Raw genomic sequence first — 26,579 nt, forward strand, 5'->3', positions numbered from 1 at the left:
TAGAATTCTCCTCATGCTTAATATGTCGCGTACTGCGGGGTATATAAGGTGCGGCAGTGGGCTATTCAACCGGGCGACTATTTCAAACTGTGTCCTACAGCATGAATGTAGAGGCTTGCAGGGATTTTCCGAGGCTTGGGACCCGTGAAAATTGCCCTTGGCTGGCGTCTGCGCCCCACGATTGCGGGTAAGTACAGGGTAGAGGGGAAGCGGGCGGAGCAGAAGGTGTGTCTGGGTACAGAATGTGTTGCCAGATACTCGCTGTACGACCTTTTGCGGGCCGTACAGCGAAAGCCGGGTTACTGGCGATAGGACTTCAGGAAGTTGCCAATGCGCCCGATGGCCATGTCCAGGTCATCCACGCGCGGCAGGGTCACCACACGGAAGTGGTCGGGCCACGGCCAGTTGAACGCCGTGCCCTGGACCACCAGCAGCTTTTCCGACAGCAGCAGGTCGAGGACGAACTTCTCGTCGTTGTGGATCGGGCAGACCTTCGGGTCAATCCGTGGGAACGCATACAGGGCGCCCATGGGTTTGACGCAACTGACGCCGGGAATGTCGTTGAGCAGTTCCCAGGTACGGTTGCGCTGCTCCAGCAGGCGGCCGGCCGGCAGTACCAGGTCGTTGATGCTCTGGTAGCCACCCAGCGCGGTCTGGATCGCGTGCTGGCTCGGCACGTTGGCGCACAGGCGCATATTGGCCAGCATATCGATGCCTTCGATGTAGCTCTGGGCATTGTGCTTGGGCCCGGAGATGGCCACCCAGCCGGAACGGAAACCCGCCACCCGGTAGGACTTGGACAGGCCGTTGAAGGTCAGGCACAGCAGGTCCGGGGCCAGGGAGGCGGTACAGATGTGCACGGCGTCGTCGTAGAGGATCTTGTCGTAGATCTCGTCGGAGAACACCACCAGGTTGTGCTGGCGCGCCAGTTCCAGCATGCCCAGCAGCACTTCCTTGGAATACACTGCGCCCGTCGGGTTGTTCGGGTTGATGATCACCAGCGCCTTGGTATTGGGCGTGATCTTGGCCTTGATATCAGCCAGGTCCGGCCACCAGTTGGCTTGCTCGTCGCACAGGTAATGCACCGGATGGCCGCCCGCCAGGGTCACGGCCGCCGTCCACAGCGGGTAGTCAGGCGCCGGCACCAGCACTTCGTCGCCGTTGTTGAGCAGGGCTTGCATGGCCATCACGATCAGCTCGGAGACGCCGTTGCCCAGGTAGATATCTTCGATACCGACCCCTTCCACCTGCTTTTGCTGGTAGTACTGCATCACGGCCTTGCGCGCGCTGAACAAGCCTTTGGAGTCGCTATAGCCTTGGGCGGTGGGCAGGTTGCGGATCACGTCCTGGAGGATTTCGTCCGGTGCTTCGAAACCAAAGGGCGCCGGGTTGCCAATGTTCAGCTTGAGGATGCGATGGCCTTCCTCTTCCAGGCGTTTGGCGTGCTTGAGCACTGGGCCGCGAATGTCGTAGCAGACGTTGGCGAGCTTATTCGATTTGCTGACCTGCATGGCGATGTGATCCCGAAAATGAACGATCCAGACGATGTGAAGACTACCGTGCTGGGAATCCTGCGTGTGGCCTGACCCATAAATACGTTTGAATGCCGATAACGCGGGTGCCAGACTGGCGCTTTGAAGAGGCGCAATCATACGTGCCGCCTGATCCATGGAAAAGACACAGATCAGGCTTTTTCAGTTGTCGAGGTGGATTGATGGAAAAGTTGGATAAGACCCTGGATGAATGGCGGGAAATGCTCGACCCGGCGCAGTATCAAGTGTGCCGTCTCAAGGGCACCGAGCGGCCGTTTTCCGGCATTTACAACGCGACTACGACCGATGGTGTGTATCACTGCATTTGCTGCAATGAGCCACTGTTCGATTCAAAGACCAAGTTCGATGCCGGTTGTGGCTGGCCCAGTTTTTATCAGCCGATTGCTGATAGCGCGATGATTGAGATTCGTGATGTCAGCCACGGGATGATCCGTACTGAAGTGACCTGTGCCAGGTGCGATGCGCACTTGGGGCATGTGTTCCCGGATGGTCCGCCGCCTACTGGCTTGCGTTACTGCATCAACTCGGTGTGCCTGGACCTGGTTCCCCGCTGAAATCCCCTGTAGCGAGGGGCTGTGGTGATGAGGGGGCAAGCCCCCCCTCGTCACACGCTGATGTCGGGTTATCAGTCTGGTCAATTAAATTGCATGCAATTTAATTGCTCGCTATGTTTTCACAACCTTCTCTGCATCCGAGGCGTTCTCATGAGCAACAACCTGCTGACCATCCCCTGCACCACCATCAAGGGCGAGCAAAAGACCCTGGCGGACTTCGCCGGCAAGGCGATCCTGGTGGTCAATACCGCCAGCAAGTGCGGTTTCACCCCGCAGTACAAAGGCCTTGAGCAGCTTTGGCAGCAGTACAAGGACCAGGGCCTGGTGGTGTTGGGCTTTCCGTGCAATCAGTTCGGCAAGCAGGAACCGGGTGACGAGGGGGCCATTTCGGAGTTTTGCGAGCTGAATTTCGGCGTCAGTTTCCCGTTGTTCAAGAAGGTCGATGTCAACGGCGGCGAGGCCCACCCGCTGTTTGTGCAATTGAAACAGCGCGCACCGGGTCTGCTGGGCTCCAAGGGCATCAAGTGGAACTTCACCAAGTTCCTGATCGGTCGCGACGGTCAGGTGGTCAAGCGTTTTGCCCCGACCACCAAACCTCAGGAACTGACCCAAGAGATCGAAGCGTTGCTCAAATGACCGACTTGCCTGCCGTATCCCTGGCCCTGGATGACCAGTTGTGCTTCAAGCTGTACGCCGCCTCCCGGGCGGTGACGCGGGCCTACAAACCGATGCTCGACGAGTTGGGCCTGACGTATCCGCAATACCTGGCCATGTTGGTGTTGTGGGAGTGGCACGCCGTTGCGCCGCCCCAGCCGACGGTCAAGGCGCTGGGAGAGCGCTTGTTGCTCGACTCCGGCACGTTGACGCCGTTGCTCAAGCGCCTCGAACAGCTGGCGTTGATCACGCGCCGGCGCAGTACCCGGGATGAGCGCGAAGTGCACTTGTGTCTTGCCGACGCGGGCCAGGCGCTGCGTGAGCGCGTCCAGCCGCTGAAGGCCCGCCTGTTGTGTGACAGTGGTGTGGACCTGAGCCAGGCGGATGCCTTGCGCCATGGCCTCGACCAGTTGCTCCGGCAGATCACAGACTTGTCGTAGTCGGCACCCAGAGGTCGAGCAGGGCGTTGAGTTCTTCGCGGCGGAAGGGTTTGGCCAGGTAGTCGTTCATACCGGCGGCCCGGCACCGTTCGCGCTCCTCGGCCAGGGCATTGGCGGTCAGCGCGACAATCGGCAGCTCCGGCCAGCGCCCGCTACGGCGAATCTGCCGGCTCGCCTCGTAGCCATCCATCACCGGCATGTTGCAGTCCATCAGCACCATATCGAAGCGCTGTTCTTCCAGTTGCTTCAGTGCCTCGCCGCCATGGGCCGCGACCACCACCTCGCAGCCCAGCTTGCCGAGCATGCCCTTGGCCACCAGTTGATTGACCGGGTTGTCCTCCACCAAAAGGATGCGCGCCCGATGCGCGACCGGGCCGGTTTCCAGTTGGGCCAGGTCGAGGACGATTTCGCTGTCGGCGCGCAGGGTGCGGTGCAGGACCTGATACAGCGCAGCGCGGCTCAGCGGGCGAGCCTGCTGTTGCAGGGGCGCCAGGGCAGCCACTTCTTCGCTGGGCATGAAGTTGCCGTAGGCGGTAATCAGCAGGATCGGTGCGCTGACGGTCGGGCGCAGGCGGAACAGGCACTCGGGGCAGTCGGTGATCAGGATGTCCGGCGCCAGGCCGGTCAAGTCGTCGTCGATGGTGTAGCAGTGTGGGGACAATCCCCAGTGCGGCAGCAGGCTGAGCAGCAGTTCTGCCAGGCCACTGCTGGCCCCGGTAATCACCGCGACCTCGCCGGTCAACGGCCCCAGCCGCGCCGCCGGTGTGTGGGCGGCCAGTGGCAGTTCGGCGCAGAACTGGCTGCCGAAGCCGGTTTCCGAGCTGATGGTCAGCCGCCCGCGCATGGCCTCGCAAAGGTTGTGGGTCAGCGCCAACCCCAGGCCAGTCCCGCCAAACTGGCGGGTAATGCCGGCGCCCGCTTGGGTGAAGGGTTTGAAAATCCGCGTCTGGGCCTCCTGGGCAATGCCGATGCCGGTGTCGCACACTTCGATGCGCACGCCATCGGGTTGTGCACTGAGGCGTACGTCGACGCGGCCGAAACGGGTGAACTTCAAGGCATTCGACAGCAGGTTACTGACGATCTGCCGCACCCGGGTCGGATCACCCACGACCTGGGCGGGAAACTGCGGGTCGATCAGGCAGGTCAATTCGACGCTGGGGGCGGCGTTCTGCGACAGCAGGTTGGCGGTGTCTTCCACCAGGGAGCCGAGATCGAAAGGGATGCTCTCCAGTTCCAGTTGCCCGGCATCGAACTTGGACAGGTCGAGAATATCGTTGAGCAGTTCTACCAGGACCTTGCCGGAGTCATGGGCAATCGACAATTGTTGGCGCTGCTCGGCATTCAGCGTGCTGTCCAGGGACAGCGCGATCATGCCGAGCAGGCCGTTGAGCGGGGTACGGATTTCATGGCTCATGTTGGCGAGGAAGGCCGCACGCGCCTGGGCCATGCCCAGGGCAGTCATTTTCGACGCTTCCAGTTCCTCGTTGGACTGGCTTAGCCGCTGGTTGATCGCCTTGAGCTCGGTGGTACGCGCCGAAACAATATCTTCCAGTTGGCCGAGGTACTCGGTCAGGCGGTCCTCGGCGTGGCGCCGTTGCTGGATTTCGGTCTCCATATTCTCGAACTGTTGGTTGGCGACATTGACCAGCACACCGATCTCATCGTGTTCGTGCCCCGACGGGCAGTCCAGGCGAGCCTGGGGCCCATTGCCGGGGCTGCGGGTGCTCAGCTCGCGGATGATCCGCACCAGGGGTTGGGTCAGCATCACGTAGAACAGGCCCAGAAGGATGCCGGTCAGGATCAGGCTGCGAGCAAAGCCATTGAGCAGGGTGATCTCCGCTCGGCGTAGGAATCGGCTGCCAAACGCGTACGTATCGACGTCAAGGCGCAATACGCCGAGGGATTCGCCGGGCATATGGGTAAGATACAACCGGTTTTCGAACTGGCGGTTGGCGCCGAACAAAAAATCGCTGATGGGGCGGTAGCTGCTCTCTTTGCGCGGCCGATCAACGTCAGCCAGCACCAGGCCATTATTGTCGACCAACTGAGCCTGCGTGATGGCGGGGGAGTGCAGCAGGCCCAGGGTCAGTTCCTGGGCCAGTTCCGCGTCGATGTTGTAGGCGATACGTGAGGCAGGGTTATGGCTGATTTCAATCAGCGCGTGTATTTCACGGTTGATGGACGCGTCTTCGCTGGCATAATCAATGCCGATTTGGATCAGGCTGAGCAAGGTTCCCAATACGAAACCGACCAGCACAGTCAGTCTGGCTTGTTTATAAGACAAGCGGTGGGCGAACTTGATATCCATTGGGTGCTGAGCCACTTTACGTTTCCCTTCGCCCGGCAAGCATAGCTGAACATCCTCAGCGTCGGCCTTGCCCGGTATGAATCGTTTTTTCAGGTGCAGCCGTCTGGCAACTGCGTCAGGGTTGCCAATACGCCATCTTTTACAAGAACTTGCCACAGGAATAGTCATGGATTCTCGATTGAATGCCTTTCTTGAGCGGGCCGATGCGGTGCTTGCTCGTCTGGAACCCCTGTTGCCAGCGCCTCGCGCGGTGATTGACTGGAACCACTGCCTGGCGGCCCGCTGGCAGCGTGAGGGGCGCAGCGGCTTTCTGCTGCCCCTGGAAGTCAGCCTGGATATGCGCCTGTCCGACCTGATTGGAGTCGACAAGCAGCGCGAGCAATTGGCCCGCAATACCCAGCAATTTCTCGACGGCCTGCCCGCCAACCATGCGTTGCTCTGGGGCTCGCGGGGCACAGGCAAATCGTCCATGGTCCGCGCCTTGCTGGCCCAGCATGCCAAAGCCGGCTTGCGCCTGATCGAAATCGAGCGTGACCACCTGGCCGACCTGCCGCGGGTGGTCGAGCAACTGCTCAAGCTGCCCCAGCGTTTTATCCTGTTCTGCGACGACCTGTCGTTCGAGGCCGGCGAAGGCGATTACCGTGTGCTCAAGAGCGTGCTCGACGGTTCGCTGGAGCAGGCCCCGGAAAACGTGCTGCTGTACGCCACCTCCAACCGTCGTCACCTGGTACCGGAAAACCAGAGCGACAACGACAATTGGAAACGCGTGGACGGTGAACTGCACCCCAGTGAAGCGGTGGAAGACAAGATCGCCTTGTCCGACCGTTTTGGTTTGTGGCTGTCGTTCTATCCTTTCACCCAGGAGCACTTCCTGGACGTGGTGGAGCACTGGATCGGCGAGTTGGCCAACAAAGCGGGTTTGCAGTGGCAGCGCGATGAAGCACTCGACATCCTTGCGGTGCGCTGGGCCACCGGCCGTGGCAATCGCAACGGTCGTTGCGCCTACCAGTTCGCCCGCTACTGGGTGGGGCTTAAATTGCTGGAGCGTCAGCCATGATTGATTTGCAACAGTCGGGCAGCGGCCTTGATGGGTACGCCATGCTCTGTGCGCAGCTGGAATCGCTGCTGGCCGATGAGCGCGACTTTATCGCCAACGCGGCGCAGTTTTCGGCGTTCCTGTTCAACCAACTCGATGACTTGAACTGGGCGGGCTTCTATCTCAATCGTGATGAGGAACTGGTGCTGGGGCCTTTCCAGGGGCAGATCGCCTGTGTGCGGATCCCGTTTGGTCGAGGGGTGTGTGGTGCGGCGGCGGCTTCACGGCAAACCCAGCGGGTGGAAGATGTGCATGCCTTTGCCGGGCATATTGCTTGCGACAGTGCTTCCAACAGTGAGCTGGTGGTGCCATTGATCAAGGATGGGCGGTTGATTGGGGTGCTGGATCTGGATAGCCCGAAACTGGCGCGTTTCAGGCTTGAGGATCAGATGGGGATTGAGCAACTGGCGGCAATCTTCCTGCGGTTGACTGACTGCTGAGTGAGCGCAGTTGCATTCCTTGTGGGAGCTGGCTTGCCTGCGATGGCGTCGGGTAGAACAGTGGGGGCGGGGCCCCACGTCTACGTTAACGACCATCGCCGCGATGCGGCGACCCGACAATCCCGCCCCTACAATGGCGCCATATTGTCCAACTGCTCTTGCAGCACGTGCTCAAGGTCGAGCATGGCTTGTTCTATGGCTTTGATCCAAATCTCGACCTGCACCGGGTCGGCTGCCTCACCTGCCTGTTCCAGCACCTCACATTGCTTGGCCAGTGTGCGGGCCTGGACGATCCTGGCAGCGCCCTTGATCTTGTGGGCCTGGTCGATCAGGTCCTGAGGCGTGCCTTGTCCGAGCATTGCCATGAGTTCCTCGCGATCACGCCGGCTGCTGCTCAACAATTCTTCCAACAGACGCTGGCTTAACAGTGGATCACCACCGGTGAGGGTGTTCAGGCTATCGAGGTCAAAGATCCGCCCTGGCGACAGTGGGGTGATCTCGGCCAGATGGCGCTCCAGTGTGGTAAGGCTGATGGGTTTGAACAGGCAGTCGTTCATGCCTGCATCCCGGCAGCGCTGTTTTTCCTCCGGCTGAGCATTGGCGGTAAAGCCCAGGATGATGCAGGGCGTGATGTCCTCCCGTTGTTCATGTTCGCGGATCGACCGTGCCAGTTCATAGCCGTTCATGATCGGCATATTGCAGTCGGCAATGATCAGGTCGAAGTGCTCCTGGCGCCAGGCCTGGAACCCCGCCGCGCCATGCTGGACTGCAGTGAACCGGTGCCCGAGGAAACCCAGTTGCTGACACATGAGCAGGCGGTTGGCCGGATGGTCGTCCACCACCAGCACATTGAGCACCGCCGCAGCATCCTGGGTCGCAGGCTTGAGCTCGATCAGCGGGTAGGCAGGTGGCAGGCTGGTCATCTGCAGCGAGACAAACACCTGGGTGCCGACCCTGGGCACGCTGCTCAGGGTCAGTTGCCCTCCCATCATTTCGCATAGGCTACGACAGATGACCAGCCCAAGACCTGCGCCGCTCCTGGCCAGGTGCCCGGAATTGTCGGCCTGGGAAAACGGTTCGAACAGGCGCTGCTGATCGTCTCGGCTGATCCCGATGCCGGTGTCCTCGACCACCAGTTTCATCTCGATTTGCTGTGGCTCGCCGGTGGCCTGGATATCCACCCTGATCTTCACTTCGCCCTGCTCGGTGAACTTGATGGCATTGCTCACCAGGTTCGACAGGACCTGTTTGAAGCGCAGGGGGTCGATCTGCACATCACGTTCTTCAACGCCGGGATTGAACTCCAGTAGCAAATTGAGACTCTTCTGGCGTGCCAGCCCATCGAACACACGCACCACCGACTCGATCAGTTCCCGCAGGTTGACGCGTTCCGGCGCCAGGCTCAGGCGACCCGACTCGATGCGTGCGATGTCGAGGATGTCGCCAATCAACTCCAGCAAGTCCTTGGCCGAGTTGTAGGCCACCTCGATGGCCGGACGATCCAGATGCCCATGGTCGGCACGCTTGAGGGTCAGCTCCAGCATGCCGATCACCGCGTTCATGGGGGTGCGGATCTCATGACTCATGGTCGCCAGGAATGTGCTTTTCGCGCGATTGGCCTCATCGGCACGGTCCTTGGCGCTGCGCAGGTCATCGAACAATTGGCGGCGTTCGCTGATATCAATCCAGCCGCCGATGATGCCCTGGACCTTACCGACCGAATCGCGGTACGGCAGGATCCAGTGATAGATCGTCAGGTGCTGCCCATGAATATGCAGGGCGCGATCCAGGATCAGCGGCTTGCCTTCGGCGACTACCCGCAGATAGTCGGCATGGTACTGACTGGCTTGTGCTTCGTTTTCCAGGTTGATCTGCATGACACTCTTGCCGATGACGTCCTCGCGCTTGACGCCGAAGACCTGCAAGTAACTGTCATTGCAGGTCTGTAGCAAACCATTGCGATCACGCACGTAGATCGGGTGAGGGGTCTCATTGACCAGGGCGCGCATGAATTCGTATTGATCGCTCAGGGCCCTTTCCGCCATCTGCCGCTGCTTGATCTGTCGGCGCATGTAGCCGTTCCAGGCCAGGGATGTAAGCAGCAGCAGCCCGGCGGCGCTGACGATCTGGATAATCAGACGGTGGTAGTTGCGCCAATAGCTGTCGGAGGCGGCCGTGTAGCCACGCCAGCGGTTGTTGATGACCCCAAGTTCGTCCGGCGCGATGCTGAGCAGGGCCTTGTCGAGAATGGAGGCCAGTTCGGTGGCGCTGCGTGACGTCGCCAGGGAAAAAGAAGCCAGTTGCGTGCCGATACTCGAACTGACCTGCAACTGACCCTGGAAGAAGTGGGATGAGAGGAAGTAGTTGGCAACCACCAACGAGTTGACGGCCCCATCCACTTGCCCCTGGGCCAGCATTTCCGAGGCCTTGAAGGTGTCGCTGGCCTCCACCAGGGTGATCTGTGCAAACTCGCGGCGCAGGTAGCCCACCAGGGGGTTGCCTTCGGTGATTGCCAGTTTTTTCCCCGCCATTTGCTCAAGGCTTGAGGGTGCCCCAGGTTCCTTGCGTGTCAGCAGGACATAGGAGTTCTGCAGGTACGGGCGGCTGAAATTGAGCTTGGTTTCGCGTTCGCGGCTGGGGCTGATGGCGGCAATGATGTCGGCATTGCCGTTTTCCACCTGCTCGATCATCTGTTTGACGTTGCGGGTGTTCAGGAACTCCAGGCGCAAGCCCGTACGTAGCCGGATCAACTCCAGCAGGTCGGCGGTCATGCCCCGCAGTTGACCATCTGAGTCGGCGAATGTCAGTGGCGCGAAGGTTTCGTTGATGACCACTTTCACCACTGGGTGATCCATGAGCCAGCGCTCTTCACGCTGGCTCAACTGCAACTTATGGTCGGTCAGCAGGATATCGCTGCCTGCACTCCAGCGTTTGGCGATGTTCTCCCGCTCGTAGGTCCCGACACCGGCGAGGACCGTATTGATGATGCCCAGCAGGGTCTGCTGGTCGCGGTGCACGGCAAAACTGAAGCCGTACGCTTCGTGCTTGCCGAAATTGGCCATGCGGATGTTCTTCAGGTAGCCCTTGTTGATCATGTAATGGGTGGAAATGGTATCGCCGAGAAACACATCGGCCTGGTCAAAGGCCACGGCATTCAGCGCATTCAAATAGGACGGATAGATCTGGATGATCGCATTGGGGTACAGCGCTTCGACTTCTTTCAAGGGCAGGTAGTGGTAGACAAGGCTCAAGCGCAGGCCCGCCAGCCCGTCATCGAGCGGGCGGGTTTCTGTGTCACGGGTGACCAGTACCGGCTGGTCGACCGCATAGGGTGTTGACAGGACGATGTCGGTGTTGCTCGCTTCAAATCCGTTGGCGCTGCCCAGCAGGTCGATTTTCCCCTCTTCCAGTGCCTGGATTGCCGCCTCCCGCGAGGGGTAGCGCACCACCGAGACGGGCAATGCCAGGGCTTTGGCGAGGATGCCCGCGTAATCGGCAGTAATACCTTCATAGTCACGACCGCTGGCGGTGATGTCGAAAGGTGGGTAGTCGGGTGTCGAGGCTCCCAGCAGCAGTTCCCGTTTGTTTTGTAGCCAATGGCGCTGCGTGGGGGTCAGTTGAGTGTCCAACTGAACGATGCCGGCACGACTCAGCAGTGCGTAGCGTTCTGGAGCGGTTTGAGTGGCTGGCACGGCTGTACTCAAGCACAGCCCGGTACTCAAAATGATTAGATAGTCCTTTAAACGCCTTGGCATCCTGTTTCTCACACTAACGCGTTGCGTTTTGCCATCTCGATAAGTTCTACCAAGGACTTGGCCTTAAGTTTTTGCATAAGTCGTTTTTTATAAGTGCTAACAGTTTTGTTGCTGAGGAACATGCCTTTGGCAATTTCCTTGTTTGTACGGCCTTGCGCGAAAAGTTGTAGGACCATAAGTTCCCGATCATTAACGGCTTTGAAAAGATTCAATTCTTCGTTTTCTCCCACATCGGTGCCGGTGCTGTTTAATGCCTGGCTTGGGAAATAGTTGTAACCTGAAAGTACAGCTCTGACAGCACTTAGCAGTTCACTTAGGTCGCCTTCTTTGCAAACATAGCCATCAGCACCGGAACGCATGCAGCGTGTCGCAAAAAGTGTCGGCGATTGGGCCGTCAAGATCAGGGTTTTCATTGGCGTGCTCATTGCATTGAACCTGCAGAGAACCTCCAGTCCGTCGAGTTTTGGAATACTGATGTCAAGAATTATGAGGTCTGGGAGGCATTCGCGGACCATTTGTATTGCATCACAACCGTTATCTGTTTCGCCGACTACTTTGTAACCTTCATGTTCCAGCAACATTCGGATTGCAAGTCGAATGACCGGGTGGTCGTCAATAATAAAAACTGTATTCATGAGCCAATTCCATACTAGTGCAAATAAGCGCGCACATTAGCTCAGAAGGTAGGGCAGGAGCATGAAGGGAAGGCTGAGTAGATATAAAACAGGAAAATTCCTACGGCCAAAAAGGTATTGGACTACGACACACTAAGGCTTTATTGGTCGTGTTGTAAGAGTTTCTTAGGTGAAGGATTGGAAAGTTGTGCGGTGTTATTTGCCGCTTTAATTAAGGTAATGTTTCAGTTTCAAGAGTGTTTAATGTCCTACGCCAAAATTTGAAAATTACTTTGGCCAGGCTCGGTGTATTGATGTAGTGGGGGAGCAGTTTGGTCAGATGGTTGCTGGGCAAGTGCAAGGTCGCACTCTTTAATCATCGGCAAGTCCCGACTGGCTGATCAATTCGATCCAGGCTTCTTTATTCAAGGGCTTAGCCAAATATCCAAGCAGGCGCAAGTCACGTTGTATTGCCAGGGTTTTCAAACATTCCAGTTCGAGGGCAGGCAGTCCACTTAGCAATACAGCACTTTTGACAAAGCCCGTATGGCAGGCTATCTCCACCAGCTCCAACCCGGTGAGGTCCGGCAGGCATTGATCGCATAACATGATATCGAAGGGGGCCTCGGTTGTTCTCATCAACTTGATCGCCTGCTCCGCACTCTCGGCAGGGGTCAGTTGGTGGAAGCCGAAACTCTTGAGCAGGCACTGAATGGCCAGGAGTTGAAAAGGGTGATCTTCCACCAACAGGATGCGCAATTTTCGTTCGGGCATAGGAGTTTCCGTGGAAGTAGCAGCAGCCGGAAACACGTCGGCCGATGCCTGTGTCTGTTTGCTCGGTGAGTCAGGCGCTGGGCTATCGTGGGTTTGCGTGAGTGTAGGAGCTGATCGTTGGAGCGGATAAGAGAGGGGTGATTATTCATCGGGTGTTGGGGTGAATTCGATCAGGCTGCTCTGGTGCCTGCGTAGGTGGATTCTTTGAGGCAAGCACCCAGGCAGGAAAACCTGCCCGGGGTGTGGGTCATTGAGGGTTTGAGTGGCCGGTCATCTCCCGGGCCATCTCGCTGGCGTAGCTATCGGTCATGCCGGCGATGAAGTCGATCATGCGCAGGAATGAACGATGCAGTGGCCAGTCAGGATGGGGGGCGCTGTTGCCGAGCAGATCCAGGACGCGTCGATTCTTGAAGGATGGCGTACGGCCGCCATGTTGCTCCAGGGCCGCGCCGCAGAAAGTGTTCAGGAGGATTTCCAGGGTGGTGTAGGCGCCGATCTCATGCAGGGTTTTGCGCTTGTCCTGGAAGATCTTCTTGCGGGCCATGTCCTTGGCATTCAGTACGCAGCGCTTGGCCGGGCCGTGCATGTGTTCCACCAGGTCGCCTTGCAGGGTCCCGGCCAGCAGCGCAGGCTGTTGTTCGACGAACGCCCGCGCGGCGGCGTTGGTCAGGTGCTCGATCGCCTTGCCCCGCAGGATCGCGAGTTTGCGTCGCCTGGAATCCTCGGGCCCCAGTTGCCGATAGGTTTCCGGCAGGTCATCACCGACCAGGTTCAACAGCAACGACTCGACCTCGGCGTATTCCAGCAACTCCATTTCCAGGCCATCTTCCAGGTCGATCAGGGCGTAGCAGATGTCGTCGGCCGCCTCCATCAGATAGACCAATGGGTGGCGCGCCCAGCGCTGTTCCTCGAGTTGTGGCAGGCCGAGCTTCTGGGCGATCTGTTCAAGGATCGGCAGCTCGCTCTGATAGCAGCCGAACTTATGTTTCTTGTAGCCCAGGGAGTCGGCGTGGCGGGCGGTCCATGGGTACTTCAGGTAGGTGCCCAGGGTGGCGTAGGTCAGGCGCGTGCCGCCGTCGAACTGGTGGTATTCCAGCTGTGTCAGCACGCGGAAGCCTTGCGCGTTGCCTTCGAAATTGAGGAAGTCATTGCGTTCGGCGCTGCTCATGTCATCCAGCCAGCCACGGCCGGCTGCCTGCTGGAACCAATGGCGAATGGCATCTTCGCCGGAATGACCGAACGGTGGGTTGCCGATGTCGTGGGCCAGGCAGGCCGACTGCACGATCATCCCCAGGTCGCTGGGGTCGCACCAGTCGGGTAGGGCGCTGCGAATGGTCTCGCCGACGCGCATGCCCAGGGAACGCCCCACACAACTGACTTCCAGCGAGTGGGTCAGCCGGGTATGGATATGATCGTTGCTGGTCACCGGGTGAACCTGCGTCTTGCGGCCCAGGCGGCGAAAGGCCCCGGAGAAGATAATCCGGTCATGGTCTTTGTGAAACGGGCTGCGGCCCAGTTCTTCCGGACTGTGCAGGGGTTTTCCAAGGCGTTCGCGGGTAAGCAGGGTAGGCCAATCCAAGGCGAGGGCTCTCCATAGGATGAATGTCGGCCCTCAGCTTCCCGGTTCGGCGCGCCCGGAGCAAGCGAAAAACTACAGTCCGGCGGCGTCAATATCGATTAACAGCAAGCGCTGACCGTTACTGAAGAATTGTCCTGCTGTCAGGCAGTGTTGATTGGTCGTGGCATCACGGTAGGTGTTGGAGAGAATCAGGCGCCGCTCTTCCCAGCCTTCGGCCAGCAGATGATAGAAGTAGGGGCGCCATGACCAGTTGTGGCCCAGGTAGCGGCTGTCGGCTTGCCAGGCATCCTGGCGCCATTCGAAGTTGGGGGTCAGTTGGGTGCCGTGGCTATCGCACTGATAAAACCGCAGTAACCGGGGAAAACCCGGCAGCCATGGCAGTTGGCTCAGGGGAGCCTGGGCCAGGGCCCAGCCTTGCAGGATCTGCATCAGTTCGATCAATTGCTGGCGCAATTGCATGATCCGTCCGCGCTCCATCAGTTTCTGCTGCACATAAGCCTGGCGCAGCACGGCAAAGCGCGGGACGAAGGCATCGGCGGCGAACCAGTCCCGTTGCGCCTGGGCAAACAGATAGCCCTGGACATAACGTGCGCCACACTCAAGGGCAAAGCTCAGTTGCGCTTCGGTTTCCACGCCTTCGGCGATGATCCAGCATCCGGTTTTTTCCGCCATTTGCGCCAGGGCGCGCACCACCTCGCCGCTCGGGCCACCCAGTGCCGCGGCCTGGAACAGGCGCATATCCAGCTTGAGGATATCCGGGCGCAGGGCCAGGACCCGATCCAGTTGCGAATACCCGGCGCCGAAATCATCAATGGCAATCCGTGCGCCCGCTTCACGATAGCGGGCGACGACTTCGGCCAGGCGCTGGCTGTCGCCTCCCAGCTCGGTGATCTCAAACACGATGCGTTTTGGATCGACGTCATGGGCCTGCAACTGCTTCAGGCTGGGCAGGGCTTGTCCGGGTCGCAGCAACGTGATCCAGCGGGGCGAGATATTGAGGCTCAGAAACCAGTCTTCAGGTGCTTCATGCAGGCGGCTCAGGGCATTGTCGCGGATCTTGCGGTCCAGGCGGCGTAACGCCGAGGTGGGCGTGCGTGCATCGGCGAACAGTGGGCCTACCGAGAGCAGTTGCCCATCTGCCTGGAGCAGGCGGCCCAGCGCTTCCACCCCGGCGATGCGTCCGGTGGCGGTGTCGATAAACGGTTGAAAACAGGCGAGCGGTTGCCCGTCAATCACAGAGCCTCCTTAGGTGCTTCGGCATGAAAAAGGCCCGGCCCCTGCAGAGAGGGCGCCGGGCCAGATCCGTTTGCAAGAATGCAGCCAGTTACGTCAGGACTTGCGGGACGCACCCTGCATGGCGAGCTTGATCAACGGGATCAGGCCCGCACCGAGCCGTACCAGACGGGTCATGGTGCCGATGCCGCCACCCTTGGCGCCTTTGCCGGTGAAGAATCCCAGCAGGGTCACAGCGGCGACGCCCCACAGCGGCGCATGCTTGATACCAAACCCGTCCTGCCAGCTTTGGCCCATGTTGCGCACCTTTTGCAAGGGCAGCAGCAATTGCTGGGACTCGTGGCGAATTTCCTGGCGGTGCATTTCCATGCGCAGGCGGATCAAGGCCTTGCGCATTTCTCGCCGGGAGTTGGTGTGCGGCAATTCAGTCAGGCTCATGGCAGCAGGCGCTCCCGATCGTTGGCCAACTCTTCGAGGGTGGCGTGGAAAGGCGTGGATTCATCGAATACCGCCGCCTTCAAGCGCAACCCGCAGAACCCTGCGGCCAGAACGTAGAATACGCAAAGGCTGATGATCCCGGTCAGGCGGTAGGTATCCCAGACCAGGATCATGACCAGCGCCGATAACCCCACCAGCAGCAACAGGGCGAACACCAGTGCCAGCCCGGCAAACAGCAACAGGCTGACGGTGCGTGCTTTCTGTTCCTGCAACTCGATGCCGAACAGCTCGACATGGCTGTGCAGCAAGCCCAGGACAGCCGCGCCGAGGCGCCGCGATGTGGAGCTTGGGCCCGCGGACGAGCCGGTTTCGCCGATAGACATGATTAGCGCCTTGTAGCCAGCAGACCGATCAGGAAGCCCACGCCGGCAGCGATGCCAACGGATTGCCAAGGGTTGGCCTGCACGTAGTCCTCGGTGGCGGTGACTGCTGCCTTGCCGCGTTCGCGCAGGGAGTCCTCAGTCAACTTCAGTGTTTCCCGGGCCTGCAGCAGGCTGTCATGGATCTTCGAGCGCAGCTCGTCAGCCTGGTCACCGGCCAGAATCGCGGTGTCGTCCAGCAGCTTTTCGGTATCGCTGACCAGGGTCTGGAAATCTTCCATCAATATTTCTTGAGCAGTCTTTGCCGATTTTCTGGCCATGGTTATCTCCGTGAGTGGCTGTCTGGTGCTTTTACAGGGTTTTGCTTGAGAGTCACCGGTATTGGTGAAGGTTCACTGCAATTGTCTGGTACAGCTTTTGCTTTGCCTTGGTGCGCCAGCCGCAAGGCTTGCGCGCATTGTGGGCGGTTTCGGCCAACGCCTTGAAAAACCTTACCCTAAATCCCTAAAACCCGTGGAAAAACCCGCAAGTCACTGCCTTATTCGATTGTCGTCGCGCCAAAGCGGTTCATTCCCTCTGAAGAAGGGTAGAACGCGCAGTACCAATTTAGTGCGCGATTGTTGGGCAATGAACTGCTTTGGTGCTTTTTCCTGAACTGCAGGCCTGCCAATCCCCATGGAAAATGTGCAAAGCGCGGTGGACACTCTCGTCCATAGCTCCAATACGCTGTTTATTCTGATCGGCGCGGTGATGGTCCTGGCGATGCATGCCGGCTTCGCGTTTCTGGAAGTCGGTACGGTACGGCAGAAGAACCAAGTCAACGCGTTGTCGAAAATCCTCAGTGATTTTGCGGTCTCGACCCTGGCCTATTTCTTTATAGGCTATTGGATCTCCTACGGGGTCAGCTTTATGCAGCCGGCCGCCGTGCTCAGTGCCGACCATGGTTATGGCCTGGTGAAGTTCTTTTTCCTGCTGACCTTCGCAGCAGCCATCCCGGCGATCATCTCCGGGGGCATTGCCGAGCGTGCACGCTTTGTTCCACAACTGTGTGCCACGGCGCTGATCGTGGCATTCATCTACCCGTTTTTCGAGGGCATGGTGTGGAATGGCAACTTTGGCCTGCAAGCCTGGTTGTTGGCGACCTTCGGCGCATCCTTCCATGACTTTGCCGGTTCGGTGGTGGTACATGCCATGGGCGGTTGGCTGGCGCTGGCGGCGGTGTTGCTGCTGGGGCCGCGTCAGGGGCGTTACCGCGACGGGCGTCTGGTGGCGTTTGCGCCGTCGAGCATTCCGTTCCTGGCACTGGGCTCGTGGATATTGATCGTCGGCTGGTTCGGTTTCAACGTGATGAGTGCGCAGACCTTGTCCGGGGTGAGCGGGCTGGTGGCGGTCAACTCGTTGATGGCCATGGTAGGTGGGACCGTGGCGGCACTGGTGATCGGGCGTAACGACCCGGGCTTCTTGCACAATGGCCCGTTGGCCGGGCTGGTGGCGATCTGCGCGGGCTCCGACCTGATGCATCCGGTGGGCGCGCTGGTCACCGGCGTGGTGGCCGGTGGCCTGTTTGTGTGGTGCTTTATCGCCGCCCAGAATCTGTGGAAGATCGACGATGTGCTGGGTGTCTGGCCGTTGCATGGCTTGTGTGGTGTGTGGGGCGGGATTGCCTGCGGGATTTTCGGTCAGAGCGCCTTGGGTGGGCTGGGCGGCGTGAGCCTGATCAGCCAGTTGATCGGTACCGCCCTGGGGGTGGTAGTGGCCCTGGCGGGCGGGTTGCTGGTGTACGGCGTGCTCAAGCGCCTCTGCGGCCTGCGCTTGAGCCAGGAAGAGGAGTACTACGGCGCGGACTTGTCGATCCATAAGATTGGTGCAGTCAGTCAGGATTGATCGGGGCTTCACGGTTGGCGTCGGTATGCTGGTAGAAACCGTGGAGCAAGCGGTAGCGATTGCGCCGTACTTCGTCGACGCGGTCGCGCACCTGCTGGTCGGGCAGGCCGAGCATGATCATTGCGTGCGACGCGAGCATCAGGCTCGACTCCAGTAGTTCGGGCACCACCTCGCTGGCCCCGGCGGCCTTCAGTTCAGTCAACTGGCTGTCGTCGCGGGTGCGCACCAGGATCGGCACTTTGTGGTTGATCCGTCGCGCTTCCTTGAGCACCACCAGGGCCACGTCGCTATTGTCCACGGCAATCACCACCAGGCGTGCGCGCTCCAGGCCGACTGCGCTGAGCAGGGCGCCGCGCCGGCAATCGCCATAATGCACGCTGCTGTCCTCGGTGGCGGCTTCCTGCACCCGTTCGGGGTCATCGTCCAGGGCAATGAACGCCTGTTGTTCACGGCGCAGGAAACGCCCGATGGATTGGCCGACCCGGCCATAACCGCAGATCAGCACATGCCCGCGCAGCTCGGCGTTGAGCGCGGTGATTGCCTCCAGTTGCACTTGCTGGTTGGGCTTGCGATGCAGGCGCAGGGCGATAGAGGGCGCGGCCCGCAGCAGCAGGGGCGTCAGCAGCATGGAGCAGAACGTCGCGGCCAGCAGCAGGCTGCTGATTTCGCCGGGCAGCATATTGCTCAACTGCATTTGCGCCATCAGTGCAAAACAGAACTCACCGCCCTGGGCCAGGGCCAGGCCGCTGCGCCAGGCGGTCTCGCTGTCGCTGCCGCGCAGCTTGACCAGCGCGGCGACAATGCAGCCCTTGATCAACATCAGTGCCAGGGTCAGCCCGAGGATCTGCAGGCTGTGACTGACGAACAGTTGCAAGTCGATCAGCATGCCGATACTGACAAAAAACAACCCCAGCAGGATGTCGCGAAACGGTCGGATATCCGCTTCGATCTGGTGCCGGTAATGGCTTTCCCCCAGCAGCATGCCCGCCAGGAACGCGCCGAGGGCCGGCGACAGGCCCAGCAGGTGTGTGAGCCAGGCCGTAAGCAACACAATCACCAGGGCCAGCAGCACGAACAGTTCCGCCGAATGCGAGGCGGCTACTTCATGGAACAGGCGCGGCAGCACCCAGCGGCTGGCGAGCAGCAGACCGAAGAACAACACCACGGTCTTGCCCAGGGTCAGGGGCAGTGCCCAGTACCAGGCCTGCTCGCTACTGCCGGCGAACACCGGGACCAGGGTCAGCAACAGCACCGCGACCACGTCCTGGAACAACAGCACGCCAATCGCATTCTGCCCATGAGTGCTGAATATCTCCCCGAGGCTGGTCAGCTCCTTGCTCACAATGGCGGTGGATGACAGTGCCAGCCCGGCCCCCAGCAGCAAGGCGGCCACCGGCGACATGCCCATCAACAGCAGCAGGGCACCCAGCACTACCGCGCAGCACAGCACCTGCAGGCTGCCGAGGCCGAACACCACCCGGCGCAGGCTGAGCATCTTGGACAGGGAGAACTCCAGGCCCAGGGAAAACAGCAGGAATACCACCCCCAGTTCGGCGAGGTCTGGCAGGTCTTCGCTGTCATTGACCCAGTCCAGGGCTGTCGGCCCTACGGCCAGGCCCACGCAGAGGTAGCCGAGCACCGGAGGCAGTTGCAGCCGACGGAACAGCGCAATGACGACCAGGGATGAGGCAAGAATGATCAGCAGGTTGGCAAACACAGACATCTCCGTCGGGGTGTTGCAGGAAAAAAGCCGCGAGAATCGCTGAATCAGTTATAGGCCATGGTGATCTGGATCAGGTCTTTGGCATGACTCGACGAGGTTTTTCTCGCGGCCTAGAATGGGTACCTGTTTCTTATCGGGTCTTTACGCCATGCCTCCTGAATGCCAGTTGTTCGGCACCCTGGGCTGCCATCTGTGTGAGCTTGCGGAAGCTGAAATCATGCCGTTGGTCGAATGCGGGCTGTTGGTCGAGTTGGTGGATATCGCCGATTCACAAGCGCTGTTTGACGTCTATGGCCTAAGTATTCCGGTGCTGCGCCGGGTGGATACCGGGGCGGAACTGGGCTGGCCGTTCGAAACTGAACAGGTGGTCGCCTTTTTAAGTTAGCGCTAATCCCGTGGCAGGTTGCTGATTATTCGGTTACTGTATGTTTGTACAGCGATTTGAGTGAGAGGGAACGCCCGTGGTGAATGTCGAACAACTGAAAAGCAGCGTCAACCGCATGTCCGTCGATATCGTACGCGATGCGGTGAATGAACTGCGGCTCGATGGCCTGGTCACGGAAGGCAAGACGCCGTTCAACAAAGTGCATTTCAATACCTGTTTTGCCGAAATCGAAGCCTTGTTCCAGCGCGCCGGTTATCACAAGCAGTTGGATGTGGTGGGGTATCAGGGCTTGCTGTATGCACTGTACGATCCCGGCCGCTGGGAGGCGGTGGACGTCCTGCGTTGGCTCAAGGAGTTTACCGAGGCTGCCAGCGCCTCGCCGGTGCTGCGGGCCGAATTGGTCAGGGCTTGAGATTCTGGGGGATAATGCCCCCTTAGTATTTCCAGGCCCTTGAGTGTACGCATGTCCGATACCGGTTTTTCCGCTGCCCAGAACCAAGCCAGTACGCTGTACCTGCCGCCTGGGCCCTGGGCGACGGTGCTCGACTGCCTGTGCGAGCACTTTCGCGCCATCGGCCGCGAGCAGTGGCTGGACCGCATCGCCCGTGGCCGGGTGCTGGATGGCAATGGCCAGCCCATCGCCGTGGATCTGGCCTACAAGGAAGGTTTGCGCATCCACTACTTTCGCGAAGTGCCGGATGAGAAGCCGATCCCGGTGCAGGAGACCATCCTGTATGCCGATGAGCATCTGGTGGTGGCCGACAAACCACACTTCCTGCCAGTGACGCCCGCCGGCGAATATGTCGAGCAGACTTTACTGCGCCGCCTGATCCGCCGCCTGGATAACCCGTCGCTGGTGCCGCTGCATCGCATTGATCGCCATACTGCCGGGCTGGTGCTGTTCTCTGCCAACCCGCAAAGCCGCTCGGCGTATCAACAACTGTTCCCCACCCGGCAGATTGATAAGTTCTACGAAGCCATTGCCCCGGCCTTGCCCGCGCTGACATTCCCGCTGGTGCACAAGAGTCGCCTGGTGGAGGGCGAACCGTTCTTCCGCATGCAGGAAGGGCCTGGTGCAAGCAACACGGAAACGGCGGTGCAGGTGCGCGAGAAGAATGGTGACCTGTGGCGCTATGGCCTGTTTCCGGTGACGGGCAAGAAGCATCAACTGCGCGTGCATATGACGGCACTGGGGGCGAGCATCTGCAATGACCCGTTTTATCCCGAGGTCATCAAGGATGCTGTGGATGACTACGCCAACCCGCTCAAGTTGCTGGCCCAGGGCGTACGGTTTATCGACCCGGTGACCGGCGAGCAGCGCGACTTCAGCAGCCGGATCGTGCTTGAGTGGTGATGTTTCCCATGCGCCAGATACAACAAAGCCCGCTTAAGAGCGGGCTTTGTTGTATCTGGCGTTAAGACTTACAGGTCTTTAACGGTGCGAACCTGATCCTTGTTGATGCGGGTACGCTTGCCATCCAGTTGTTCGAATTCGTAGAAGCCCGAATCCTGATCGAATTTAGGGGTATCGACAGCCTGGATTTCGCGACCGTCATTCAGGGTGATCACTGTAGGCGAGGCGCAACCGGCGAGGGTAGCAAGGCCCAGTGCAAGCATGAGAGCGGCGATGGTCCGTTGGGTCATGAGTCTTCTCCGAGAGTAATACTGTGTTGAGTTCTGACCTTGTGACGTATGCAACGTCGGCAAAGTTCCTTGTCTAGCGCTCATTCTGACACGCCGGGGCGTGGGCGCAACAACTCTGGTGTATTGAGGTTGGCCAGGCGAGGGTCGTTCTCGGCGCAATCGAGCGCCTGGGCCCCTAGTTTCAGCAGGATCTGGCGCGGGCTGCGCTCTGCAGCCAGCCAGGCGTCCTCCACCGCGTCGCGCAGGCGCGTCGGTATGACGCAGAGCAAAGGCTCCCAGAACGCCCCATGGCGGATCATCACCGGTACCTGGGGGTGCTGCCGCGCGGTTTCGAGCAGGTCTGCCAACAGTTGCCCGTCGATATGCGGCACATCGCAGGGCAAGATCAATAGATGTTCATGGCGCGCGGCGGCCAGGCCGGCGCGGATACCGGCCAAGGGGCCCGGGAAGTCCGGACTGTCGTCGCTCACCAACTGGTCGCCGTACGGGGTGTACTGCGCCTGGTTGCGGTTGCAGGAGATGATCAGGTCGTCGGTCAACGGCCGCACCAGTTGGTGCAGGTGAGCAATCAGCGGCTGCCCGTGCCAGTCGAGCAGCCCCTTGTCCAGGCCGCCCATGCGCTGGCCGCGACCGCCGGCCAGCAACAGGATCGAGCAGGGCAGGGGCGAAGAGTTGAGTGGCATGACGGCTCCGCAGCGGCAGTGAAATAGGGGGCTGTGATATAACATCGGGCTGTTCCTTCGACAACCGGACCGAGCCATGAAAGCCAAGGCTGATGCGCCTTTCGTACCTCTTAATATCGCTGTACTGACCGTCAGCGACACCCGCACCCTGGAAACCGACACCTCCGGGCAGGTCTTTGTTGACCGCCTGCTCGCTGCTGGGCATCGCCTGGCCGAACGGGTATTGCTCAAAGATGACCTCTACAAAATCCGTGCGCAAGTCGCCCACTGGATTGCCGAGGATGTGGTGCAAGTGGTGCTGATTACCGGCGGCACCGGCTTCACTGGCCGTGACAGCACCCCCGAAGCGGTCAGTTGCTTGCTGGACAAGCAAGTGGACGGCTTTGGCGAGCTGTTCCGGCAGATTTCGGTCGCCGATATCGGCACCTCTACCGTGCAGTCCCGTGCCCTGGCCGGCCTGGCCAATGGCACCCTGGTGTGCTGCCTGCCGGGTTCCACCAATGCGGTGCGTACCGGTTGGGACGGGATTCTCGCCGAACAGCTGGATGCCCGCCATCGCCCATGCAATTTTGTGCCGCACCTCAAGCTGGCCGAGCCGTGTGAATCCCGTGGATAAGCCGGGCAAGACCGGCGCCCTGATGCCGGTGGAAGAAGCCCTGGAACGGCTGCTGAACATGGCCGAGGCCGCGCCGATCCGTGAGCAGGAACACCTGCCATTGGCCGAGTGCGATGGGCGTGTGTTGGCCGAGGCATTGGTTTCCACCCTCGACCTGCCGCCGTGGCCCAACAGCGCCATGGACGGCTACGCCCTGCGCACTGCCGATTGGACCGGCGAGCCGCTGCGGGTGAGCCAGCGTATTTTCGCTGGCCAGGCCCCTGAGCCCTTGGCGGCGGGTACCTGTGCGCGGATCTTCACCGGCGCTCCGGTACCCGACGGGGCCGACTGTGTGGAAATGCAGGAAAACGCCGAGCTGCAACCCGATCAGCGCGTGAGCTTTACCCAGGCGCTGCGCGTAGGGCAAAACATCCGATCCAAGGGGCAGGAGACTACAGTCGGTGAGGAAGTCCTGGCTGCCGGTACACGGCTCGGCCCGATTGAACTGGGCCTGGCGGCGTCCCTGGGGCGCGACCGGTTGGCGGTGGTGCGCCGCGTGCGTGTGGCGGTGCTGTCTACGGGCGACGAGTTGATCGAACCGGGCCTGCCACTGGGGCCGGGACAGATCTACAACAGCAACCGGCGGGTGTTGTGCAGTTGGTTGCAACGCCTGGGCTGCGAGGTGATCGACGCCGGTATCTTGCCCGATGACCTGGAATTGACCCGCACCCGCCTGGGCGCACTGGGTTCGGTGGACTTGATCCTGTCTACCGGTGGAGTCTCGGTGGGGGAAGCGGATTTCCTCGGTATCGCATTGCGCGAGGAGGGTGAGCTGGCCTTGTGGAAGCTGGCGATCAAGCCTGGCAAGCCTTTGACATTCGGTCATTTCCGCGGCGTACCGGTGATCGGCCTGCCGGGGAATCCGGCGTCCACCCTGGTTACGTTCGCCTTGCTGGCGCGCCCGTATCTGTTGCGCCGTCAGGGTGTCGCGGTGGTGCAGCCGTTGCGTTTCGAGGTGCCGGCAGGGTTCGTGTGGGCCAAGCCGGGCAACCGTCGCGAATACCTGCGCGGGCGCCTGGAGCAGGGGCGGGCGGTGATCTACCCGAACCAGAGTTCCGGTGTGCTGCGCAGTGCCGCCTGGGCAGAGGGTTTGGTGGAAGTGGTGGAGGGCAGCACCTTGGCCATCGGTGATCGGGTGAATTTCATTCCCCTGAGTGAAGTGTTGGGCTGAAGAATTTATTTACAGCCCAATGGCTTTTTTCTGACTGCCGAAGGTCAACATCCCTCAGGTCCCCTCCAACAATAGGAGCTTCACCCCATGAGTAAACCCAAGGCACTGTTGATTCTGCACGGCAAGCAAGCCCTCAACGAAGACGTGCGGGCGGCAGTGCAAGGCAAGCGCGAGCAGGGGTGGGAGCTGGCGGTGCGCGTCACCTGGGAGGGCGGCGATGCCCAACGCCTGGTGGGTGAAGCCCTGGATGCCGGCTACACACGCCTGATCGCGGGCGGCGGCGACGGCACGCTGCGTGATGTGGCCGAGGCCATGGCCCGCGCCAAGACCGACGCCAGCCTGGTGCTGATGCCCCTGGGCACTGCCAATGACTTCGCCCGTGCGGCCGGCGTGCCGTTGGAGCCGCGTGAGGCCCTGGCGCTGTTGGACGTTGCGCCGCGCGCTATCGACCTGGGGGAGGTTGGCGGGCAGGTGTTTCTCAATATGGCCACTGGCGGTTTTGGCAGCCAGGTCACGGCCAACACTTCCGAGGATCTGAAAAAGGTGCTGGGCGGTGCGGCCTATCTGTTTACCGGCTTGTCGCGTTTCAGCGAGTTGCGGGCGGCTTATGGGGAGCTGGTGGGGCCGGACTTTCACTGGAGCGGCGAGTTACTGGCCCTGGGCATCGGCAACGGTCGCCAGGCCGGTGGCGGGCACGAGCTGTGCCCGGGGGCAATGGCCGATGATGGCTTGCTGGATATCAGCATCCTGCCGGCGCCTCAGGAAGTGGTCGGCACCTTGCGCAGCCTGATGACCGACGGCTGGGGCCTGGATAACCTGTTTGTGCGGGCACGCCTGCCGTGGGTGGAAATCAAGGTGGCCGAAGGACTGGATATCAACCTGGATGGCGAACCGCTCAAGGGCAGTGACCTGCGCTTCAGCGCCTTGCCCAAGGCCTTGCAGGTGCACTTGCCGGTGGATTCACCGTTGCTGGCTAATCGTCCAGGCTGATGATCTGTTCGCGCACGGCGAACAGCACCAGGCCGGCCACATCAAAAATCTGCAGGCGCTTCATGATCTGCGAGCGGTGAGCTTCCACAGTCTTGATGCTCAGGCCCAGGCCGTGGGCGATTTCCCGGGTGGATTTGCCGCGTACGATCAGGCGCAGGATTTCCAGCTGGCGCGCCGTCAGGTTGTGGCGCTGCACGGGCGCCTCCGGGTGGGACTGGCTGTGGATCAAGGCCTGGTTGATCACGGTGTGGGCGATGGCCGGGCTCAGGTAGCGCTCGTTGTTGCGCAGTGCCAGCAGCGCATGTTCCAGCTCGTTGGCGGTGGTGTCCTTGAGCAGGTAGCCGTGGGCGCCTGCCTCCAGGGCACGCATGATCAATTGCGGGTCGGTGTGCATCGACAGGATCAGCACTTTGCTCTTGGGGTAGGCGTGCTTGAGTTGCTGCAACGCATCCAGGCCGCTGGTGTGCTTCATCGACAGGTCCAGCAAGACGATATCGGGCAGCAAGGCGGTATATTGTGCGAGCAGTTGCGCGCCATCGGTGGCCTCGCCAATCACCGCATAGCCTGGGATATCCAGGATCAGCGCGCGCACACCCGCGCGGATCAGGGCGTGGTCATCTACCAGCAGTAAATTGCAGGTCACTCTAGAACCTCAGGGGAATTGGCCCGTTCGAGGGTACGGGGCGCCCAGGGGAACAGCGCTTCGATTCGCGTGCCAAAGCCGGGTTGGCTATTGACCGTCAGCATGCCGCCCAGTTGATCAATGCGTTCGCACATGCCTGACATGCCCCGTTGCCCCGCAAGGGCCGGGTCGGTGGCGGGGGAGAACCCCCGGCCGTCATCGCTGATAAACAGCGACAACCCCTGTGGCAAACGTTGCAGGCGCACCAGCAGGTTGCGCGCCTGGGCATGGCGCAACATGTTCGTCACGGCTTCCTGGGTGATACGAAAGGCCGCCACCGCCATCTCTTCGGGAATCCCGGTCAGGCGTTGCTGGCATTCCAGGCTCCAATGCACCGGGGTGTTTGCCAGGGTCTTGAGCAGGTGCGCGCGCAGGCTCGCCTCCAGGCCCAGGCTGGTCAGTTGCCGGGGATTGAGAATGGCCGAGACGTCCCGCACTTTGGCCAGGGTTTCGTTGAGGGTGTTGCACAGTACGCCGCACTGGTCCTGCAACTCTGCCGGCGAGCGGCGTTGCAGCCAGTCGCTTTGCAGTTTGGCAGCGGTCAGCAGTTGGCCGATATCGTCATGTAGCTCGCGGCTGAGACGATGGCGCTCGTTTTCCTGGACTTGCAGCAGGCGGTCGGCCAATTCCTGGGGCTGGAACTTGATCGACTTGCGCGAGCGCCAACGCTGCAGGCCGGCGGCGGTCAGGGCGGCGAGGTTGAGCAACAGCAAAAACAGCGGCAGCGGTGCTTTGTGGGCATAGACCCAGAGGCTGACCAGAGTCGCGCACAGGCAAAGACCCAGGGTGATCCAACGGGTATTGCCCGAGAGGACGAACCTGGCGATGAGTGACTTGAGGCTGGCGTACATAGCAGATGGAGCCGATGGGTGTTCGCTGCGGGTAGACCGGTCATGACCGCTGGCCGGGCTCTGTTTGGAAAGCGATTGGGTTTAGTCTTGGTT

At 60.4% G+C, this 26,579-nt stretch carries 26 protein-coding genes and 1 pseudogene; 12 read left to right on the forward strand and 15 right to left on the reverse strand.

The features are described from left to right. Positions 1-299 precede the first annotated feature (299 nt). On the reverse strand, positions 300-1,511 hold the full coding sequence (locus tag HU773_RS10275; RefSeq protein ID WP_029298044.1) for a pyridoxal phosphate-dependent aminotransferase: 1,212 nt from the start codon (positions 1,509-1,511) through the stop codon (positions 300-302). A 203-nt stretch (positions 1,512-1,714) separates the two neighbouring features. Here HU773_RS10275 and msrB point away from each other — a divergent pair, with 203 nt between their 5' ends. The 3 genes from msrB (at position 1,715) to HU773_RS10290 (ending at position 3,201) form a co-directional block, all read left to right on the forward strand. Further along, positions 1,715-2,107, forward strand: a complete 393-nt coding sequence (gene msrB, locus HU773_RS10280; protein ID WP_057958940.1) for a peptide-methionine (R)-S-oxide reductase MsrB — start codon at positions 1,715-1,717, stop codon at positions 2,105-2,107. A 150-nt stretch (positions 2,108-2,257) separates the two neighbouring features. After that, entirely contained in the window at positions 2,258-2,743 is a 486-nt protein-coding gene (locus HU773_RS10285; RefSeq protein ID WP_057958941.1) for a glutathione peroxidase, read from the forward strand. Beyond that, entirely contained in the window at positions 2,740-3,201 is a 462-nt protein-coding gene (locus HU773_RS10290; RefSeq protein WP_057958942.1) for a MarR family winged helix-turn-helix transcriptional regulator, read from the forward strand. The genes HU773_RS10285 and HU773_RS10290 overlap by 4 nt, the downstream gene beginning before the upstream one ends. Here the strand turns inward: HU773_RS10290 and HU773_RS10295 are convergent. Next, complete coding sequence (locus HU773_RS10295; RefSeq protein ID WP_186625787.1) at positions 3,185-5,509, reverse strand: hybrid sensor histidine kinase/response regulator; 2,325 nt, start codon at positions 5,507-5,509, stop codon at positions 3,185-3,187. The genes HU773_RS10290 and HU773_RS10295 overlap by 17 nt on opposite strands. A 166-nt stretch (positions 5,510-5,675) precedes the next feature. On the opposite strand from HU773_RS10295, the gene HU773_RS10300 reads away from it, so the two are divergent. Further along, positions 5,676-6,566 (forward strand): ATP-binding protein, encoded by an 891-nt coding sequence (locus tag HU773_RS10300; protein ID WP_029298058.1) that lies wholly within the window; start codon positions 5,676-5,678, stop codon positions 6,564-6,566. Further along, entirely contained in the window at positions 6,563-7,045 is a 483-nt protein-coding gene (locus tag HU773_RS10305) for a GAF domain-containing protein (protein ID WP_057958944.1), read from the forward strand. Before HU773_RS10300 ends, HU773_RS10305 begins: the two co-directional genes overlap by 4 nt. Before the next feature lie 128 nt (positions 7,046-7,173). Here HU773_RS10305 and HU773_RS10310 read toward each other — a convergent pair whose 3' ends face one another. The 8 genes from HU773_RS10310 to HU773_RS10345 all read right to left on the reverse strand — a co-directional run bounded on the left by HU773_RS10310 (position 7,174) and on the right by HU773_RS10345 (position 16,138). Then, positions 7,174-10,800: a transporter substrate-binding domain-containing protein gene (locus HU773_RS10310; protein WP_169989335.1), complete on the reverse strand. Its 3,627-nt coding sequence runs from the start codon at positions 10,798-10,800 to the stop codon at positions 7,174-7,176. An 8-nt stretch (positions 10,801-10,808) separates the two neighbouring features. Then, entirely contained in the window at positions 10,809-11,435 is a 627-nt protein-coding gene (locus HU773_RS10315) for a response regulator transcription factor (RefSeq protein ID WP_057439169.1), read from the reverse strand. Between the two features lie 351 nt (positions 11,436-11,786). Next, a complete protein-coding gene (locus tag HU773_RS10320) occupies positions 11,787-12,188 on the reverse strand; it encodes a response regulator (protein WP_057958946.1) in 402 nt (133 codons plus the stop codon). A 247-nt stretch (positions 12,189-12,435) separates the two neighbouring features. After that, positions 12,436-13,767: a deoxyguanosinetriphosphate triphosphohydrolase gene (locus HU773_RS10325; protein WP_057439167.1), complete on the reverse strand. Its 1,332-nt coding sequence runs from the start codon at positions 13,765-13,767 to the stop codon at positions 12,436-12,438. Between the two features lie 72 nt (positions 13,768-13,839). After that, positions 13,840-15,003: an EAL domain-containing protein gene (locus tag HU773_RS10330; protein ID WP_120732405.1), complete on the reverse strand. Its 1,164-nt coding sequence runs from the start codon at positions 15,001-15,003 to the stop codon at positions 13,840-13,842. 93 nt (positions 15,004-15,096) lie between these two features. Next, the gene (locus tag HU773_RS10335; RefSeq protein ID WP_057958948.1) at positions 15,097-15,438 is read right to left on the reverse strand and encodes a hypothetical protein; all 342 of its coding nucleotides are present in this window, start codon (positions 15,436-15,438) and stop codon (positions 15,097-15,099) included. Beyond that, positions 15,435-15,821 (reverse strand): phage holin family protein, encoded by a 387-nt coding sequence (locus HU773_RS10340; RefSeq protein WP_057439164.1) that lies wholly within the window; start codon positions 15,819-15,821, stop codon positions 15,435-15,437. The genes HU773_RS10335 and HU773_RS10340 overlap by 4 nt, the downstream gene beginning before the upstream one ends. 2 nt (positions 15,822-15,823) lie before the next feature. After that, positions 15,824-16,138, reverse strand: a complete 315-nt coding sequence (locus HU773_RS10345) for an ElaB/YgaM/YqjD family protein (RefSeq protein ID WP_057439163.1) — start codon at positions 16,136-16,138, stop codon at positions 15,824-15,826. A gap of 355 nt (positions 16,139-16,493) precedes the next feature. Here HU773_RS10345 and HU773_RS10350 point away from each other — a divergent pair, with 355 nt between their 5' ends. Next, complete coding sequence (locus HU773_RS10350) at positions 16,494-17,702, forward strand: ammonium transporter (RefSeq protein WP_057439162.1); 1,209 nt, start codon at positions 16,494-16,496, stop codon at positions 17,700-17,702. Here HU773_RS10350 and HU773_RS10355 read toward each other — a convergent pair. Beyond that, positions 17,689-19,425, reverse strand: a complete 1,737-nt coding sequence (locus HU773_RS10355; RefSeq protein WP_178118017.1) for a cation:proton antiporter — start codon at positions 19,423-19,425, stop codon at positions 17,689-17,691. The two genes, HU773_RS10350 and HU773_RS10355, sit on opposite strands and share 14 nt — an antisense overlap. Before the next feature lie 148 nt (positions 19,426-19,573). On the opposite strand from HU773_RS10355, the gene HU773_RS10360 reads away from it, so the two are divergent. From HU773_RS10360 to HU773_RS10370, 3 genes are all read left to right on the forward strand, one after another. Further along, positions 19,574-19,810: a glutaredoxin family protein gene (locus HU773_RS10360; RefSeq protein WP_057958950.1), complete on the forward strand. Its 237-nt coding sequence runs from the start codon at positions 19,574-19,576 to the stop codon at positions 19,808-19,810. Between the two features lie 76 nt (positions 19,811-19,886). Then, on the forward strand, positions 19,887-20,222 hold the full coding sequence (locus tag HU773_RS10365; protein WP_029298086.1) for a hypothetical protein: 336 nt from the start codon (positions 19,887-19,889) through the stop codon (positions 20,220-20,222). Between the two features lie 51 nt (positions 20,223-20,273). Then, a complete protein-coding gene (locus tag HU773_RS10370) occupies positions 20,274-21,164 on the forward strand; it encodes a pseudouridine synthase (protein ID WP_128593378.1) in 891 nt (296 codons plus the stop codon). A gap of 68 nt (positions 21,165-21,232) precedes the next feature. Here HU773_RS10370 and HU773_RS10375 read toward each other — a convergent pair whose 3' ends face one another. Together HU773_RS10375 and mobA are read right to left on the reverse strand one after the other, a co-directional pair. After that, positions 21,233-21,454 carry a YgdI/YgdR family lipoprotein gene (locus tag HU773_RS10375; RefSeq protein WP_029298091.1) on the reverse strand — a complete coding sequence of 74 codons (222 nt, stop codon included), beginning with the start codon at positions 21,452-21,454 and terminating at the stop codon, positions 21,233-21,235. 80 nt (positions 21,455-21,534) lie between these two features. Next, positions 21,535-22,137 (reverse strand): molybdenum cofactor guanylyltransferase MobA, encoded by a 603-nt coding sequence (gene mobA / locus HU773_RS10380; RefSeq protein WP_186625775.1) that lies wholly within the window; start codon positions 22,135-22,137, stop codon positions 21,535-21,537. 76 nt (positions 22,138-22,213) lie between these two features. Here mobA and moaB point away from each other — a divergent pair, with 76 nt between their 5' ends. The 3 genes and pseudogenes from moaB to yegS all read left to right on the forward strand — a co-directional run. Beyond that, a complete protein-coding gene (moaB, locus tag HU773_RS10385) occupies positions 22,214-22,753 on the forward strand; it encodes a molybdenum cofactor biosynthesis protein B (protein ID WP_029298095.1) in 540 nt (179 codons plus the stop codon). Positions 22,754-22,775: 22 nt separating this feature from the next. Further along, positions 22,776-23,963 (forward strand): molybdopterin molybdotransferase MoeA, encoded by a 1,188-nt coding sequence (locus HU773_RS10390; protein ID WP_189691259.1) that lies wholly within the window; start codon positions 22,776-22,778, stop codon positions 23,961-23,963. Between the two features lie 87 nt (positions 23,964-24,050). Continuing rightward, positions 24,051-24,975, forward strand: a pseudogene (yegS, locus tag HU773_RS10395) (lipid kinase YegS); the annotation flags it as partial. Here yegS and HU773_RS10400 read toward each other — a convergent pair. Next, the gene (locus HU773_RS10400; protein ID WP_057960229.1) at positions 24,937-25,596 is read right to left on the reverse strand and encodes a response regulator transcription factor; all 660 of its coding nucleotides are present in this window, start codon (positions 25,594-25,596) and stop codon (positions 24,937-24,939) included. The pseudogene yegS and the gene HU773_RS10400 overlap by 39 nt on opposite strands. Next, positions 25,593-26,486, reverse strand: a complete 894-nt coding sequence (locus tag HU773_RS10405) for a sensor histidine kinase (protein ID WP_057960228.1) — start codon at positions 26,484-26,486, stop codon at positions 25,593-25,595. Before HU773_RS10405 ends, HU773_RS10400 begins: the two co-directional genes overlap by 4 nt. Between the last annotated feature and the right edge of the window lie 93 nt (positions 26,487-26,579).

The sequence above is a fragment of the Pseudomonas shahriarae genome (assembly GCF_014268455.2).
In the GTDB taxonomy this organism is placed as follows: domain Bacteria; phylum Pseudomonadota; class Gammaproteobacteria; order Pseudomonadales; family Pseudomonadaceae; genus Aquipseudomonas; species Aquipseudomonas shahriarae.